We start from the raw sequence: 16,027 nt of genomic DNA on the forward strand, positions 1-16,027 counted from the left end.
GTTCTTTCTGCCAGCAATGTACCATTTATAGATAGCGTTTCCAATATATTTTCCCAAAGACGAAATGGATTTCATCTTTTCATTAAAAACCGCTCTTTTTTCGAAATCCATTCCATTAAAAGACCAAACATCGCCTTGACGAAGCCACTAGAAACAATGATATAATTTACTAGATGATTGTGTTACTTTTGATTTATCGCGATCATAATAGGCTTTTTCAACGTAATGGACCCACCAACCGAAAAAGAACGCCCCGATGATCCCGCAACAACGGATCAAACCACTGCTTCTTCCCCCAACCATTGAAGCAATCCTTACTGAATCAACGATTTGGTCTAGCCTGTTATGAACGGCTATTCTAGGTTGGATTTATAAAAAACAGGCGAAGGGAACGAAGAAACATGACAAACGTGAAACAAGCAATACCCCCAAAAACGATTTTCTTTCATGAAGAAGCTTTTCAAAAAACAGATCAAACGATCATTCGCTGGTTAGGAAACTCCGGTATTCTTCTAAACAGCCGTGGTACATGTATCATGGTCGATCCGGTCTTAGAAGGATTTGACCTGCCGTTACTGATCGATCTGCCAATCAAACCGGCGGCAGTCCCTCACTTAGATGCGGTATTGATCACCCATTCAGATAATGATCACTACGGCATTCCGACGATTGAAAAATTAGTCCCGGTTACCGATAGCTTCCATGGACCCAAATATGTTGCCGAACTTATGCAAGAGCACTTTCAAGTTGCTGCCCAAGGTCACGAAATCTATGATTCATTCACCGTTAAAAATTTGGAGATTTCTTTAACAAAGGCGTATCACCTTTGGCAAAATGAGACGACAAAATTTGACCGTGTCTTCCAAATTGAGGACTATTGCGGCTTTTGGATCGATACTCCGGATGGTTCCTTGTGGATTCCTGGCGATTCTCGTCTTTTACCAGAACAATTAGAGATGCCTCAACCAGATGCGATCTTGTTTGACTTTAACGACAACGCTTGGCATATCGGCTTTGAGAACGCCGTGAAACTGGCAAATACCTATCCTCATGCTGAATTGATCCTCTCCCATTGGGGATCAGTGGATGCTCCGCATATCGATGCTTTTAATGGGGACCCTGAAGCTTTGTACGATCGGATCGTCAATCCGAAACGGATTCGTCTAGTTGCTGCCGGTGAGCCGATCGAATTGAAATCAACCACTTCCAACAATTTAGAATAGGGAAAAAGGACCACACCGTTTTTGGTGTGGTCCTTTTATTCTTCTGCCATCTCTTTAAACGTCGTTTTGCGGCTCGTTTCTAAATAACGAGCGTTGCTGATTTTCATTTGGATATTCTCCTGATAATCGAGGGAAAAAATCTGAGCAAACAAAACCGTCAAAAGGAATTGAATCGATTCTTCTGTGGAAAAATTTCCGATTTTAGAATATAGTTTTTCTCGGCTAGCAATCGTCAAGACGATCGTCGAATAGTCCCGCAAATAGTTGTCCCCACCACTCGTAAGACTGATAATTGGCACACCATTTTTCAGCAATGTTTTCACATTTTTCATAGGATAGGTCTCTGAATTATTGCCAGAATAAGAGATAAGAATGGCACAATCCTGCGGGGTAAGCGTTTGGGAGATCAAGCCCGCTTCGTCCGTATCCGCAACAAAGGCTTTTTTATGAATCGTGTTTAAGTTGCGTTTAAACAGCTGCCCGAAATACGAATTTGGACTACGCCCATAGATGACGATGGTTTGAGCGCCATTGATGAGTCGAGCGGCTTGATTCAGGTCTTTTACCGTCATAAGTGCCGCTGTTTCTTTAATCGTCTGCATGCGTAAGTTCGCCAAGTTTTCAATGATTTCTAATGTGTCTGCCGCCTCACCAAAAGGGATATTCACATCGATCGTTGCTGAGCCATCATCAAAGTGTGCCAGTTCATGCACGAAGGCATACACAAATTCTTTCCAACCGGAAAAGCCAAAATATTTTGCAAAACGGACTAACGTCGGCTTTGAGGTATGGGTCAGTTTTGCGATTTCTTCCATAGTATACTCACTGACTTTTTCCCGATTGCCTAGTAAAAAATCACCGATCGTCCTTCTTGCATCATTTTGTTTAAACGCTGCTTCTTCAATTTTTTGAAAAAGATACATCTGGTTCTCCCTTCTGATTGCTGCTGTTAGTTTTACACGTCCCATTCATTCACGTTTCTTTCTATCTAAAAGCACTGAAAGTGATGAATTGAAGACAGAAAAGCGTGGAGCACGCCAGCGTATGCCTACCCTCGTTCAAAATACAAAAAGAATTTATTTCCCAAAAGGGCGATCATACCAATCAGACATAGCATGCCCCCTGATAAGATCATCTGTATCCCTGCTGTTTCATTGCCGCTGACTAGTATCAGCAAGCGTGATGCATAAGGTGCTAACGTGACTCCTAAATTGTAAGCAACGATCGAGACGATCGTGCCAAACTTAGCTTCCGCTTCACCACCAGTCGTCAGCAAGTGGGTGAAAAAAGGCATGATGCTGCGAAAGGCAAAGCCTAGTAGTAAAGAACAACCCAAGAGCAGCCCCACCGTCTGCAAGGGATAGGTTAAATAGATGCTGCTTCCTGCAAGCAATGCCGCAACGGGCAGCAACCAGCGATGTAGGCGGCTATATATCAAGCCAAAGGCATTGCCTGCGATAAATGCCCCCGTCGCAATGGCGGCGATCATGTTACTGCCATCGGTCGCATCACCGATTCCTTTTTCCAACAACAACGGGGTGATCTGCAGATTGTAGTTGATAAACAAGACAACGATCAGAAACAAGAGCACACCCAAAACAAATGACTTTTGTTTCCGTTCTGTTGAAACCGTGACGTTCGCTATCAGAGCCTCATCAGTGATCCCTTTTGTTTCGTTGGGAATAAATACCTGAACAAAAAAGAGACTGATCAAGGCAAAGCCATAAACGAAGAAAGAGATCTCCCAACTGATCTTCACTAGCTGTCCTACCAGCAAAGTCATAAAGATACCGCCTAAACCACCGACGGCACTTTCTAACCCAAGAGCCTTGGCTTTCTTTTGCGGCTCATTTTGAAACAACAAACTAATCATTTGAATCGCCAAACGATTGAATAAGCCGATCCCAAAGCCAAGAATCGCGCGCGAAAGAAACAAGACGGGAAAGCTCCCCTGATACCATGCCGGCAGCGTGCCAAAAATCGCCACAATGACCAAGCCGGTGACCATCGTGTATTTTTTGCCGATCCTTTTTTCGATCATGCTAGTAGTAAAAATCCCTAGCAAAAGAAACAATGACGGAATCGTGGTCAGTAACCCGACGTAGACCGCATCTACTTCTGGAAAGCTTGCCGCAATCGCGGGAACATTGGCAGAAATCGCCGGTGCCGAATAGACGACCATTGCCACCGACAACAGTGCCAGCAACTTCATTGAAAAAAATTTCATAGTTACCCCTTTTCTTTTTACAAAATACTTTTTTTGTTTCTCTGAGCTCAACCGGATAAGACACCAAAGCAATCTTTTCCTACCTCTTTATTATTTGCTGGATCGCCAGCTTTTGACCAATGCTTCCTACGCTGAGGCTTTATGCTTGAAAAGCATTGGTTTTCTGCATTTGCTGGAGATCGTCACCGATTGTTTGCGAAAAAACCTTGCAGTTTGTTTTACTGCAAGGTTTCCTTCGATCATTCATTTTTTAACAATCCTATCAGCCACACAAGACACCCTAAGAGAACTTATTTCTGCAGCTGTTCTATGACATCTTTCGTAATTGCCTCAGCAGTGATACCAAGTTCGGATAAAACGTCCGCTGCTCGGTAGTTATCATAAAATTTCTTTTCTAAGCCATAGTTTTTGACGGCAATCTCACGATCACCAAGATAGCTGGCAATCATTTGTCCATAGCCGCCCTCTCGTATGCCGTCTTCCAACGTGACAACGAGTTTATGCGCTCGTGCCACAGCATCCAGCAACTCTTTGTCGACCCCTGAAATAAACTTAGGATTGATCACCGTTGGGGTAATTCCATGTTGCATTTTCAATTGTTCTGCGATCTCTTCCGCTAGCGCATAAAAGTTTCCGACCCCGACGATGGCTACCTGCGTGCCAGCTTGAGTCACCTCATTTTTTTGATCGCTGTAGTCAGTAGAGGCTGCTCGTACCGTTTCGTTGACAGGTCCAACCGGTACCCGGATCGCAACTGGAGCGTTGGTTTGTTCCAGCGACCAATCCAACATTGCTAGATATTCTTCTTTAGAGGTTGGCGCAAGATAAACAAGGTTGGGAATATGTGCCAAAAAGGGGATATCAAAAATTCCCAAATGGCTCTCGTCATTCATTCCATGAATCGATGCACCGTATACCAGAATCGTTCCAGGCAGATGATTTAAGGCCAAATCATGGGAAATTTGATCAAAACTACGTTGCATAAAGGTAGAAAAAACGGCCCAGACAGGTTTCGCTCCATTTTTTGCTAACCCAGCAACCATCGATACCGCATGTTCTTCTGCAATACCCACATCTACAAATTGTTTACCTGCTTTTTCTCGTTGTTCTGGAGAAAAAAGCAGCATCGGTGTACCAGCATTTACTGCCACGACTGTAGGATCTGTCGCCATTTTTTCTAATAAATAATCCGTCGTTAAGCTGTTGTAGGTTACTTGATTGCCCCCAACAGAAATATATTCGCCTGTTTCTAAACGAAAGGGACCGCCTGCATGAAACTTTTCACGATTTTCTTCCGCAAACTTGAAGCCTTTGCCTTTGATCGTATGAATGTGTAATAAAACAGGATGATCAATGTCTTTCACTTTTTCAAATAAACCAATCAATGCAGCGAGGTCATGTCCTTCATCTAAATAGTGGTACTCAAAACCAATCGCTTTGAACAGATTGTCTGCTGCTTGCCCCTTGGTTTCCCGTAATGCCCGCAAATTCTGATACATCCCTCCATGGTTTTCCGCGATCGATTGGTCATTGTCGTTGAGGATCACGATAGTATTGGTGCCTAATTCCACAATATTGTTCAAGCCTTCAAACGCTAAGCCACCTGATAGAGAACCATCGCCAATGACGGCAACGACGTTATACGTTTCATTTTTTAGGTCACGGGCTTTCGCCACACCATTTGCCAACGAAACTGAGGTGGAGGTATGACCGACCGTAAAGAGATCGTGCTCGCTTTCTTTCGGATTCGTGTAACCAGAAACCGCATCATACTGCATAGCATCAAGAAAGGCATGGGCGCGTCCCGTCAGCATTTTGTGGATATAGGTCTGATGAGACACATCAAAAATCAGCTTATCGGTGGGGGAATCAAAGACTTTATGCAACGCGATCGTCATCTCGACCATCCCCAGATTGGGGCCATTGTGCCCCCCATGGTGACTGATTTTTTCCAATAAAGCAGTTCGTGCTTCTACTACCAGTTCTTGAAGTTGCCCACTGGTCAATTCTTTTAACGCTTTGGGGCTTTTGATTTTTTCTAATAACATGTACGTACCTCCTGTAAAAATGTTTGAATGGTTCGTGTGTTTACTCACAAGGAAAAAGACACGAAGTCGAAATGAGTGGATCGTTTTCTGGAATGAAAAAAGCGGCAATCGGAGCTGGACGCTCTTTTTTAAATTCCTGTCAAACCGTGAAATAGCAAGTTATCCTAAAGGGAAATCGTAATTTTTCTGAGTTTCAACAATCGCTGCTCATTTCTTCTATCTAAAAAGATACCACCTAGAGTTGACTTTAGGTCAAGTGGTTTTTGAAACATTTTGAATAAAACGAGGTTGATTTTTTCTAATTATTGAAACAATTGCAGGTTTATTCTCTATAAATTTTCTTTTCTAATACATATTCCTAGAGGTTCATTTGATATGTCATAGTAAATTATAAAAAAACTGCCATTAAACAGGATCCATTCCCTGCTTAATGGCAGTTTGCTTATTTCCGATACATCTTCAATTCCAAGAACAAATCATTATAGATGCCCAGATACTCAGCACCTAAGTTTTCATAGACTTCGAGGTGTTCCATTAATTCATCGGATGGATAGAATTGTTCGTCTTCGGTGATCTCGTCAGGCAGTAATGCCATGGCTGCTTGGTTAGGTGTGGAATAGCCGATGTATTCTGCGTTTTGTGCAGCGTTCTCGGGTTCCAGCATAAAGTTCAAGAAGGCGTAGGCGCCGGCTTCGTTTTGTGAGGTCTTAGGAATGACCATATTATCAAACCACAGGTTGGAGCCTTCCGAAGGGATCACGTAATGAATGTGCTCGTTTTCGTACATCATGTCGGCTGCTTCCCCAGAAAATGTGACCGCAACCGATGCTTCTTCATTTGCCATGTACATCTTGATTTCATCTGCGACGATGGCTTTGATGTTTGGGGTCATGGTCCGTAGCTTATTGAATGCCTCTTGCAGCTGATCGTCGTCTTTACTGTTTAGAGAATAGCCTAAGCTGTCCAAACCTAATCCCATCACTTCACGCGCGCCATCGATCAGCATGATGCTATTTGCTAATTCGGGTTTCCAAAGATCGTCCCATTGGGTGATCTCACCTTCATCAAAGAATTTATCGTTATAGACGATCCCCAGTGTTCCCCAGAAATAAGGGATGGAATATTGATTGCCAGGATCAAAACTCAAGTCCAAAAAGCGAGGGTCGATATTGTCTAACCCTTTGATTTTACTGTGATCCAATGGTTTTAAAAGATTTTGTTCCATCATTTTCTCAATCATGTATTCACTCGGTATGGCGATGTCATAGGACGTACCGCCTTGTTGGATCTTCGTGAACATCGCTTCATTTGAGTCAAAGGTTTCATAATTGACTTTGTAGCCTGTCTCTTCTTCAAACTTACTGATCAAATCAGGGTCGATGTAGTCGCCCCAGTTGTAGATGTTGACGACCTCAGCGCCTGCCATACCAGAGGAGCGTTCCAATTCACGGACACCAAAGAGCAAGATCAGGACGATCGCAACAATACCGATAATCAGAGATTGTAGTCGTTTCATCGCAGATTTGCCACCTCCACACGGCGGTTTTTACGCAATTTCTTCGCGCCGTTTTCTTTACTGATAAAGTAATAGCCTACCACCAGGATCATGGAGAATAAGAAGACAAGTGTACTTAATGCATTGATTTCTAAACTGATTCCTTGACGTGCTCTAGAATAGATCTCTACCGATAAGGTACTAAAGCCATTGCCTGTCACAAAGAATGTCACGGCAAAATCATCGAGTGAATAAGTAAAGGCCATGAAATAGCCGGCGATGATGCCCGGTGTCAAGAAAGGCAAAATGATATTTTTAATGACTTGAAAATTATTCGCGCCTAAATCACGGGCAGCATCGATCATTGAATCGTTCATCTCTTGCAGTTTCGGCAAGACCATCAAGACCACGATCGGGATACTAAAGGCGATATGCGAAAGCAATACGCTGAAAAAGCCTAAGCTAAACCCACGGAACAAGTTGCCGATCATCGTAAAGAAAATCAAGAAGCTGGCACCAATGATGACATCTGGTGAAACCAACAAAATATTATTCAAACTCAACAATGCCGTTCTCGTTCGACGTTTGCGGGTATAGTAGATGCCCATCGCTCCAAATGTGCCGATGATCGTTGCCAGTAATGCTGATAAAAATGCCAGCATAAAGGTGTTCAACACGATGATCATCAAGCGGGTATCTTGAAAGACGGATTGGTAATGTTCAAAAGTGAAACCCGTAAAAGCATTCATGGTGCCTCCTTCATTGAAGGAATAGAAAATCAAATAAAAGATCGGCACGTACAAAAGAATAAAGACGACGATCAGATAAAGATTCGACCAGCGAAATTTTTTCATTTACGTTGCCCTCCTTTTTTCTTTTCTCCCGTAAACAGCATCACGAGGAACATGGCGATGATCAAAATGACGCCGATGGTCGAACCCATGCCCCAGTTTTGGGTAACGAGAAAGTGCTGCTCGATCGCCGTACCAAGCGTGATCACGCGATTGCCCCCAATCAAACGGGTCAACATGAAGAGGGAGAGCGACGGAATGAAGACGGCTTGGACGCCGCTTTTCACCCCGTTTAACGACAGAGGGAAAATCACTCGTCGAAACGTATCATAGCTGTTTGCCCCTAAATCGCGACTGGCACTGATCAAAGAGGGATTCATTTCTTCTAAGGCATTAAAAATCGGCATGATCATAAAGGGCAGTTCGATATAGACGGCAACCGTCAAAAAGCTAAAGTCGGTAAACAAAATCTGCTTTGGTCCAACACCCATGATTTCTAGGAAGTTGTTGACACTGCCATGAATGCCGAAAATCCCAATAAACGCATAGGCTTTTAACAATAAGTTGACCCACGTTGGTAAGATGATCAACAGCAGCCACAAATCTTTGTGACGCAGCTTAGTTAAGAAATAGGCTGTCGGGTAGCTGATCACTAAGGTAATCACGGTGATCAAAAAGGCATACCAAACCGAGTTTAAGGTCATGATCAAATATTTGCCAGAACCTAAGTAGCTTTGATAATTGACCAGCGAAAAGTTGCCGTTCATATCAAAAAAGGATTGGTAGATGATCAATAGGACTGGTGCAATAACAAATAGCAATAACCAAAAGACATAGGGTATCGCATAAAAACGACGCATTTTCGTCATTAGCTTTCCCTCCTAATCTTCGTAGCTCTCTAAACGAGCATCAAAATCTTCTTCGGACTCATTGAAACGCATGACGTGGATATCTTCTGGTTCAAAGGAAAGACCGATCTTGCTTCCTTCAGTGGCTTTTCTTGTAGAGTGAACCATCCATTCGTTGCCTTGTTCATCGTAACAAATGATTTCGTAATGCACGCCTCGGAACAATTGCGTGTCTACTTCAACGACCAGCTTGCCTTTTTCAACGGTCGTCAAATTCAAATCTTCTGGACGGATCACGATCTCAACGGCTTCATTCGGCCGCATCCCGCCATCGACACATTCAAATTGCTTGCCGACAAACTCCACTAAGTTGTCTTCGATCATCGTACCTGTGACGATGTTGCTTTCACCGACAAAATCCGCCACGAAATGGTTGATTGGTTCATCGTAAATATCCACTGGTGTGCCGCTTTGGACGATCTTCCCTTTGTTCATAACGAAAATCTCATCACTCATCGCCAACGCTTCTTCTTGGTCATGGGTGACAAAAATAAAGGTGATGCCTAGTCGCTGCTGCAATTCCCGCAGCTCGTATTGCATGTCAGTTCGCAATTTCAAGTCCAATGCGGACAATGGTTCATCAAGAAGCAATACTTTGGGCTCATTGACGATCGCTCGTGCGATTGCGACCCGTTGACGTTGGCCTCCTGACATTTCGCTGATTTCACGATTCTCATAACCAGGAAGTTGTACTAGCCGCAACGCTTCTAAGACTTTTTTATTCACTTCATCTTTTGGTAATTTTTTGATTCGCAGACCAAATGCCACATTTTCAAAAACGTTCATATGTGGGAATAAGGCGTAATCTTGAAAGACAGTATTCACTTGCCGTTGATTGGCAGGAACGTCATTGATTCTTTGTCCATCAAAATAAACGTCGCCTTCTGTTGCGTCCGAAAAACCCGCAATGATGCGTAAGATGGTTGTTTTTCCACAACCTGAAGGACCTAACAATGTATAAAAGCGACCTTCTTCAATATCAAAACTCACTTTTTTCAAAACTGTTTCATCATCATCAAATCGCTTCACCACATTGTTGAATGAAATTATTGTTTTTCCCACACTCTTTCCTCCTGTACTATAAATAAGAATCTGTCACGACTACAAGCACACGGCTTTTTTTGCCCGCAATATTTTTTAATTGATGCGGCTCAGTCGCCTGATAATAAATCGATTGGCCTTTACGAGCCTTGTACTGCGTTTCTCCTAGTGTCAAGGCCACACTGCCCTCTAAGACATAGATAAATGTTTCTGCTAACGATGGTTCAAAGGTCTTGTATTCGCCCGCTTTATCAAAGGTCAGCAAGACTGGCTCCATTTCTTTTTCATTGGAATCGGGAATCAGCCACTTCAATTCATAGCCATTTTCTTCATCATAATAAAGCGTGCTGTCTTCTTCGCGATAAACCACTTGATGCTGCGCATTTTCTTCTCGGAAAAATTCCTCTGGTGTCACGCCTAAAACTTCTAAGATCGTAAAAAAAGTTTCCATAGAAGGCGAACTCAAATCACGTTCCAACTGTGAGATATAGCCTTTCGTCAAATCGGTCCGCTCGCCTAATTCTTCTTGGGTCAAATTCTTTTGAACGCGCAAATTGCGCAGCTTCTCGCCAATCTCCATGTTCATTCCCCCTTTGATTGACACAACTTCAAATAAAAAAGTTTGCTATAAGTAAACTTCATGTTTAATTTCACTTTTTCTAGTATACAAATAATTGCAAAAAACACAAGCCTTTTTTCTTCATTTTTTTGAATTCTTTTCTCCCTGATCAAAAAAAGGAGTGACGCTAAACGCTTGTGTTATAAAGGAAACGATTGGTGGTCCCGGCATTTTCGCTTTTTAAAGGTTTAAAAGAACAACTTCTATTTTAACGAAGAAAAGGTAGATTTAATAATGATCTGTTTTTGCTGATTTTTTGATAAGAAGACCTGCCTTTTCTTGCTTCACTGGTTAAAAAAATAAAACTTATGGTATTATGAGTACAAACCATCAAAGGAGTGTCTGAAATGACGAATTTCTCTACCTTTCGTGTCATGAATGAACCAAATTTTACTGCTTCACTCACAACTGCAACCCTTGACGAGCTGCCAGCAGGCGATGTGCTTGTCCGTGTTGATTACTCAGATGTCAATTACAAAGATGCCTTGGCAGCAAAAGAAAATGGCGGCGTGATCCGCACGTATCCGATGACGCCGGGAATCGATTTAGCAGGGGAAGTCGTGGACAGTCAGTCTGCTGATTTTGCCCCAGGCGACCAAGTCTTAGTGACAGGTTATGGCTTAGGGGTTTCTCACCCAGGCGGTTACAGTCAATTTCAACGGGTCCCAGCCGAGTGGCTCGTGAAACGTTCTGCTGGTTTTTCAGCAAAAGACAGTATGACCTATGGCACTGCTGGGTTCACAGCAGCTTTAGCGGTGCAAGAATTAGAACAGCTGCACTTAGCAAAAGACGCTGCTATTTTGGTGACAGGCGCTAGCGGTGGCGTCGGCAGTGTCAGCATTGCTTTATTGAAAAAACTGGGCTATACAAATATAGTGGCGCTATCTCGGAAAACCGATGCGCAATGGTTGTTGGACCTAGGCGCAGCGAAAATCGTCAGTCCTGATGACGTGGTACCAGAAAAGGACAAACCATTAGCAAAACAAACGTTTGCAGCGGTCATCGATACAGTTGGCGGTCCATTGCTTGCGGCAGTGCTTCCGCAAATCGCTTATGGGGGCGGTGCCTTCTTATGCGGCAATGCTGGTGGAATCAAAATCGAAACGACTGTCTTACCATTTATTTTGCGTGGGATTCGCGTAATTGGGATCGATTCGGTCAATGTTTCCCATGAGATCCGCACGGCATTATGGGAGAAATTAGCGGGTGAGTGGAATGTGATCGATCAGCTTTACACGAAAGCCATCACTTTGGAAGACTTGCCAGAAACGTTGGCAGCTTTATTAGCAGGCACGCACCAAGGACGGACGATCGTTGAGGTGTCACAAGCGCAATGAGAATTTTGATTACGGCTGGCGGTACTTCCGAAAAAATCGATGATGTCCGTGCAATCACGAATCATTCCACGGGCTCACTTGGTCAAGCCATTGCCAAGGAATGGCTGCAATACCCTGAGGTGGCCATCGATTACGTTACGACGAAAACTGCCAAACAACCGCCGACCGATCCATGCGTTACCTGTCATTTCATTGAAGGGACCACGGACTTGTTGACGCAGTTGACCGATTTATTGACGACCCATTCGTATGCTGCTGTGATCCACAGTATGGCAGTCAGTGATTTCACCCCTGCTGCTCATTTTTCAGAAGCAGCGTTTTATGAAGCAATCAACGATGCCCTACCAGCTTATGACAACCAGGTCACTCCGGCATTGATGGCACACGTGCTCTCACAATCTGAATCAACGGCAGGCAAAGTTTCTTCCAATACTGATCATTTGTTTTTAGTGTTGAAGAAAACCCCGAAAGTGATCCAAACCATCAAAGCATTACAGCCGACAACCTTATTAGTCGGATTCAAATTATTAGTAGACGTAGCGGAAGCCGAGTTGTTTGCGGTCGCACGAAAAAGTCTGCTGGCTAGCCAAGCGGATTATGTGTTGGCCAACGACTTGACGCAAATTTCTGGAAACCAGCATGTCGGACACCTTTTGACACAAGAAGGACAAATCGGGACTGGCCGCACAAAAGCTGAGATCGCAACCTTGATCGTTGACACATTACGCAATGACCTGCGTGCTTAGCTAGATGTTTTTTAGAAAAGGAGAAAGAAACATGAAACAAAAACACGTTCTGCTTGGCGTCAGCGGCAGTATCTCTGCATACAAAGCAGCCGACCTAACCAATGAATTAACCAAAAAGGGCTATGCAGTGGATGTCTTAATGACTCAAAACAGCACACAATTTATTACGCCTTTGACGTTACAGTCATTATCCAAACGCCCGATCCATGTAGATGTTATGCAAGAACGTCAACCAGATCGCATCAATCATATTGAACTAGCCAAACAAGCCGATCTTTTCTTGCTCGCCCCAGCCAGTGCCAACAGTATTGGCAAGCTGGCGCATGGGATAGCCGATGATTTGATCTCAACAGTTGCCTTAGCGTTGCCGTTATCCGTGCCCCGCTTGATTGCGCCAGCCATGAATACCGTCATGTACGAAAACCCGATTGTTCAAAGAAATTTGGGGATTTTGAAAGAAGTCGGCTTCCAAGAGATTGAACCCCGTGAAGCGTTACTGGCTTGCGGTGATTTCGGCAGAGGCGCATTAGCAGCAACAGAAACGATTCTCGAAAAAGCATTGACTGCTTTGGAAGTACGGAGTGTCTAACAATGAAAAAAATATCAACTTTTGAACTTGTCTTAACAGCTTTCTTTTTAGGAATCTTGATTCTTTTAGCATCGGTTCCCTTTCTTGGGTTTATTCCCTTAGGACCAATCAATGCGACAACGATGCATATTCCTGTGATCATCGCTTCTATTGTATTGGGACCTCGGATCGGCGGCTTTTTAGGCGGCGCCTTTGGGATCATCAGTATGGTGCGTTCGACCTGGATCATCACCCCGCTTTCTTTTGTCTTCTCCCCTTTCGTACCGATTTATGGGAGTGATCAAGGAAGCTGGAAAGCGATCCTCGTAGCGTTGATTCCTCGTATTTTGATTGGTGTCGTTCCTTACTTTGTGTACAAAGGCTGTCAAAAAATCTGGAAAAACAAACAGCAAAGTCTTTCGCTACTGATTGCTGGTGTTGCTGGAGGCTTGACGAATACGATCCTGGTAATGAACTTGATCTACTTCTTGTTCCAGCAAGAATATGCGAAGGTTGTGGGGAAAGCTGGCAATGCTGTCTATGCAGCGATTTTGGGTGTGATCTTCGCTCAAGGTGTACCTGAAGCCATTGTAGCGGGAATCGCCACGATGGCAGTTGGAACCGTCCTTTTGCGCTTAGTCATGAACCGCAAAAAAAATCGTATCTAAAAAAATAGCGACCGCCCAAAGTTAGCTTTTTGGCTAACTTAGGCGGTCGCTTCCCTTTTGAGTGTCTTATAAACTTTGTGTCACTTGGAGTGCTTCGACAAGCTCTTGATACTGCTCTTGGGTCAAATACTCTTCATAAAATGTCAGATAATCATCGATATCTGCTTGGGTCAAATAAGGCAGCTCTTGCTTGATTTGCAGCAGCAGTTCTTCAAACTCCTCATCCGTCAGCATATAAGAAGACCAATCATCGGTTTCATCATAGCTATCCCAGTACTCATCATCATAATCATTTTCATAGCTGTCATCCCAACCATAATCATAGGGAGAAAACAATTCTTCTGGGTCAATCAATTCTTCCGCTGTAGGGATTGCAACAGCAGTATCACTTTTCTTCCCTGTAAAAGTCACCGTGGCTCCGATAGTGGTTTGCAGCTCATCCGCTTGCACGAAGTGAAAAGCCATTTTCTGCTGATTTGTTTTCGTATTGACGGTCATGGTTAAGTCAAACTGCTCGACTTCTTCCAACATCGTTTCTAATTCGGCGACTTGCTTTTGATCGGCGCCTTGTTCTTGGGCATAATCTGCATAATTTGCCAATTCTTCTTTGGTAAACGTGTGGCTGATCGTATCTCCATCTCTTTTGAAAGCATCCGGTTCAAAGGTTTTCAAATAGTCTGCAAATGTCTCATTATGAAAAAGACTGTTCATGGTAAAGAGGTTTTCAGGCTCTTTTTCTGCTTCGGTTGTCCCCTCGCCGTCCTCTGCAAAAGTTCCTTCGCCAAAGTAAGAATCTAAGGTTTCTTGATCGATGCGCAGGTATTTGCCTTCATATTCCGCAGCGTCTGGTTTTGTCCCATAACTGTCACTACCAAATGCGCTGATATACCCTTGCAGTGTTTCATAGATTTCAGCTGACACATACGCTTCTTGTTTTTCTGGATCGACGATCAGCTTGATCGGCAGCTCCTGCCCCCCAAAAGCGACTGCCAGATTGAGTAAAATCGCTTTGGTTTCTTTGTCCTGGACGAAGTCCCCTTTAAATGACGAGCCGACTAACTGTGACATCAACATAGAGGCATACCTATCGGCTTCTTGACCGTATTCGCTGCTGCTGCCCATCTCAAAGGTATCGATCGTCGCTTGGAATTCACCAGCATTCGCTGCTTGCTGATTCGTCAACTGTTCGGCAAACTGTTCTTGCGGTAATTTCGTACAACCGCCGAAAAGAAAGGCGAACCCAACAAACAAAATGACGCGTCCCCACTTTTTCATCCTGCTCACTCCTTTTCGTTTATTGTACCGAAGACTGAGAAAGCTTACAAACCTAAGCTCTTTTTTATCAGCTCTCATAAAAAAAAGACTGCCCCTCAGGACAATCTTTTCGCTATTCTATTCTTCGCCGATGATTCGGACTTCTGTTTCTAAGGTGACATCAAAGGTTTCTTTGATGACTTGTTGGATATGAGCGATCAGTTCGACGTAATCCGTTGCAGTGGCTTGATCGACATTCACGATAAAGCCCGCATGTTTTTCCGAAATTTGGGCTCCGCCCCATTTCAATCCTTGTAAGCCTGCATCTTGGATCAGCTTGCCGGTAAAATGACCGACTGGACGTTTAAAGACACTCCCACAAGAGGGGTATTCTAGCGGTTGCTTCAATTGCCGCAATTCTGTCAGTTCATCCATCCGCTTTTTAATTTGCTCTTGATCGCCTTTTGCTAGATCAAAGCGACTGCTTAAAATGATCATCTTTTGCTCTTGCAATTTGCTATGACGATAAGCAAATTCCATTTCTTCCTTGGTATAAGTCACGATTTGACCATTAGCCAGCAAAACGTCGCAGGACGCAAAGACATCTTGGATCTCGCCATCATAGGCGCCAGCATTCATAAAGACGGCACCGCCGACACTGCCAGGAATCCCGCAGGCAAATTCAAAACCAGTCAACGATTCATGCAAAGCGACATAGGTGGTATCGATCAACTTTGCTCCAGCATCGACGATCAAAGAAGTGCCGTCTACCACGATTTGGTTCATTTCTGATAGCATGATCACCACGCCACGAATACCACCATCACGGACGATCAAGTTGCTGGCATTTCCTAAGACGATCCAAGGAATCGCTTGTTCTCGGCAATAATCAAGCAGCTGTTTGGCCTCTTCTGCTGTTTTTGGAAAAGCCAAAATGTCTGCCGGTCCACCAGTTTTTGTATACGTATAGTTCAATAAGGGTTCATCTTTTAATAAGGCAATTTCAGGGAATTGCACAATCATCAAGTCTTTATTCACGAGAAGGTTTCCTTTCACAATAAACATCTCACTTATTTTAGCATGTTCAAGGAAAAGTTGCTAC

16 protein-coding genes are annotated in these 16,027 nt (G+C 43.7%); 5 read left to right on the plus strand and 11 right to left on the minus strand.

All coding sequences use genetic code 11. The annotated features are described in order from the left end of the window. Positions 1-147: 147 nt before the first annotated feature. Positions 148-303: a hypothetical protein gene (locus tag IGI76_RS13165; protein ID WP_005234170.1), complete on the minus strand. Its 156-nt coding sequence runs from the start codon at positions 301-303 to the stop codon at positions 148-150. A gap of 98 nt (positions 304-401) precedes the next feature. Between IGI76_RS13165 and IGI76_RS13170 the strand changes: the two genes are divergently transcribed. Further along, entirely contained in the window at positions 402-1,223 is an 822-nt protein-coding gene (locus IGI76_RS13170) for an MBL fold metallo-hydrolase (protein WP_201705248.1), read from the plus strand. A gap of 35 nt (positions 1,224-1,258) precedes the next feature. Here the strand turns inward: IGI76_RS13170 and IGI76_RS13175 are convergent, their stop codons facing one another. The 8 genes from IGI76_RS13175 to IGI76_RS13210 all read right to left on the minus strand — a co-directional run bounded on the left by IGI76_RS13175 (position 1,259) and on the right by IGI76_RS13210 (position 10,313). Beyond that, the gene (locus IGI76_RS13175) at positions 1,259-2,146 is read right to left on the minus strand and encodes a MurR/RpiR family transcriptional regulator (protein ID WP_231434909.1); all 888 of its coding nucleotides are present in this window, start codon (positions 2,144-2,146) and stop codon (positions 1,259-1,261) included. Positions 2,147-2,271: 125 nt separating this feature from the next. Beyond that, the gene (locus tag IGI76_RS13180; RefSeq protein WP_221692699.1) at positions 2,272-3,450 is read right to left on the minus strand and encodes an MFS transporter; all 1,179 of its coding nucleotides are present in this window, start codon (positions 3,448-3,450) and stop codon (positions 2,272-2,274) included. 290 nt (positions 3,451-3,740) lie between these two features. Next, positions 3,741-5,498, minus strand: coding sequence for a 1-deoxy-D-xylulose-5-phosphate synthase (locus IGI76_RS13185; protein ID WP_221692700.1), 1,758 nt, complete (start codon positions 5,496-5,498; stop codon positions 3,741-3,743). A 442-nt stretch (positions 5,499-5,940) separates the two neighbouring features. Further along, complete coding sequence (locus tag IGI76_RS13190; protein WP_074933293.1) at positions 5,941-7,014, minus strand: ABC transporter substrate-binding protein; 1,074 nt, start codon at positions 7,012-7,014, stop codon at positions 5,941-5,943. Next, complete coding sequence (locus IGI76_RS13195; RefSeq protein WP_005228535.1) at positions 7,011-7,847, minus strand: ABC transporter permease; 837 nt, start codon at positions 7,845-7,847, stop codon at positions 7,011-7,013. Before IGI76_RS13195 ends, IGI76_RS13190 begins: the two co-directional genes overlap by 4 nt. After that, the gene (locus IGI76_RS13200; RefSeq protein WP_010749878.1) at positions 7,844-8,653 is read right to left on the minus strand and encodes an ABC transporter permease; all 810 of its coding nucleotides are present in this window, start codon (positions 8,651-8,653) and stop codon (positions 7,844-7,846) included. The genes IGI76_RS13195 and IGI76_RS13200 overlap by 4 nt, the downstream gene beginning before the upstream one ends. A 12-nt stretch (positions 8,654-8,665) precedes the next feature. Then, positions 8,666-9,754 (minus strand): ABC transporter ATP-binding protein, encoded by a 1,089-nt coding sequence (locus IGI76_RS13205; protein WP_005234156.1) that lies wholly within the window; start codon positions 9,752-9,754, stop codon positions 8,666-8,668. A 16-nt stretch (positions 9,755-9,770) separates the two neighbouring features. Then, entirely contained in the window at positions 9,771-10,313 is a 543-nt protein-coding gene (locus IGI76_RS13210) for a helix-turn-helix domain-containing protein (RefSeq protein WP_015510239.1), read from the minus strand. A 386-nt stretch (positions 10,314-10,699) separates the two neighbouring features. On the opposite strand from IGI76_RS13210, the gene IGI76_RS13215 reads away from it, so the two are divergent. Genes IGI76_RS13215 through IGI76_RS13230 form a run of 4 tightly spaced genes read left to right on the plus strand, consistent with a single transcriptional unit; the run spans position 10,700 to position 13,671 of the window. Next, complete coding sequence (locus IGI76_RS13215) at positions 10,700-11,689, plus strand: acrylyl-CoA reductase family protein (protein ID WP_060791398.1); 990 nt, start codon at positions 10,700-10,702, stop codon at positions 11,687-11,689. Beyond that, positions 11,686-12,435 (plus strand): phosphopantothenate--cysteine ligase, encoded by a 750-nt coding sequence (coaB, locus tag IGI76_RS13220; protein WP_086295677.1) that lies wholly within the window; start codon positions 11,686-11,688, stop codon positions 12,433-12,435. The genes IGI76_RS13215 and coaB overlap by 4 nt, the downstream gene beginning before the upstream one ends. 31 nt (positions 12,436-12,466) lie before the next feature. Continuing rightward, positions 12,467-13,024, plus strand: coding sequence for a phosphopantothenoylcysteine decarboxylase (coaC, locus tag IGI76_RS13225; RefSeq protein ID WP_005228528.1), 558 nt, complete (start codon positions 12,467-12,469; stop codon positions 13,022-13,024). Positions 13,025-13,026: 2 nt separating this feature from the next. Next, complete coding sequence (locus tag IGI76_RS13230) at positions 13,027-13,671, plus strand: ECF transporter S component (protein ID WP_438781613.1); 645 nt, start codon at positions 13,027-13,029, stop codon at positions 13,669-13,671. 66 nt (positions 13,672-13,737) lie between these two features. Here the strand turns inward: IGI76_RS13230 and IGI76_RS13235 are convergent, their stop codons facing one another. Next, entirely contained in the window at positions 13,738-14,946 is a 1,209-nt protein-coding gene (locus IGI76_RS13235; protein ID WP_231434910.1) for a hypothetical protein, read from the minus strand. 117 nt (positions 14,947-15,063) lie between these two features. After that, positions 15,064-15,948, minus strand: coding sequence for a UDP-N-acetylmuramate dehydrogenase (gene murB / locus IGI76_RS13240; protein WP_416337212.1), 885 nt, complete (start codon positions 15,946-15,948; stop codon positions 15,064-15,066). Positions 15,949-16,027 lie beyond the last annotated feature (79 nt).

The sequence above is a fragment of the Enterococcus sp. DIV2449a genome, from assembly GCF_051711225.1.
Classification (GTDB): domain Bacteria; phylum Bacillota; class Bacilli; order Lactobacillales; family Enterococcaceae; genus Enterococcus_D; species Enterococcus_D casseliflavus.

What these genes read in the sequence shown, in the direction of transcription:
- IGI76_RS13165 (WP_005234170.1), bottom strand. Translation starts at nt 303, where the DNA reads ATGGTTGGGGGAAGAAGCAGTGGTTTGATCCGTTGTTGCGGGATCATC.
- IGI76_RS13170 (WP_201705248.1), top strand. Translation starts at nt 402, where the DNA reads ATGACAAACGTGAAACAAGCAATACCCCCAAAAACGATTTTCTTTCAT.
- IGI76_RS13175 (WP_231434909.1), bottom strand. Translation starts at nt 2,146, where the DNA reads ATGTATCTTTTTCAAAAAATTGAAGAAGCAGCGTTTAAACAAAATGAT.
- IGI76_RS13180 (WP_221692699.1), bottom strand. Translation starts at nt 3,450, where the DNA reads ATGAAATTTTTTTCAATGAAGTTGCTGGCACTGTTGTCGGTGGCAATG.
- IGI76_RS13185 (WP_221692700.1), bottom strand. Translation starts at nt 5,498, where the DNA reads ATGTTATTAGAAAAAATCAAAAGCCCCAAAGCGTTAAAAGAATTGACC.
- IGI76_RS13190 (WP_074933293.1), bottom strand. Translation starts at nt 7,014, where the DNA reads ATGAAACGACTACAATCTCTGATTATCGGTATTGTTGCGATCGTCCTG.
- IGI76_RS13195 (WP_005228535.1), bottom strand. Translation starts at nt 7,847, where the DNA reads ATGAAAAAATTTCGCTGGTCGAATCTTTATCTGATCGTCGTCTTTATT.
- IGI76_RS13200 (WP_010749878.1), bottom strand. Translation starts at nt 8,653, where the DNA reads ATGACGAAAATGCGTCGTTTTTATGCGATACCCTATGTCTTTTGGTTA.
- IGI76_RS13210 (WP_015510239.1), bottom strand. Translation starts at nt 10,313, where the DNA reads ATGGAGATTGGCGAGAAGCTGCGCAATTTGCGCGTTCAAAAGAATTTG.
- IGI76_RS13215 (WP_060791398.1), top strand. Translation starts at nt 10,700, where the DNA reads ATGACGAATTTCTCTACCTTTCGTGTCATGAATGAACCAAATTTTACT.
- coaB (WP_086295677.1), top strand. Translation starts at nt 11,686, where the DNA reads ATGAGAATTTTGATTACGGCTGGCGGTACTTCCGAAAAAATCGATGAT.
- coaC (WP_005228528.1), top strand. Translation starts at nt 12,467, where the DNA reads ATGAAACAAAAACACGTTCTGCTTGGCGTCAGCGGCAGTATCTCTGCA.
- IGI76_RS13230 (WP_438781613.1), top strand. Translation starts at nt 13,027, where the DNA reads ATGAAAAAAATATCAACTTTTGAACTTGTCTTAACAGCTTTCTTTTTA.
- IGI76_RS13235 (WP_231434910.1), bottom strand. Translation starts at nt 14,946, where the DNA reads ATGAAAAAGTGGGGACGCGTCATTTTGTTTGTTGGGTTCGCCTTTCTT.
- murB (WP_416337212.1), bottom strand. Translation starts at nt 15,948, where the DNA reads ATGATTGTGCAATTCCCTGAAATTGCCTTATTAAAAGATGAACCCTTA.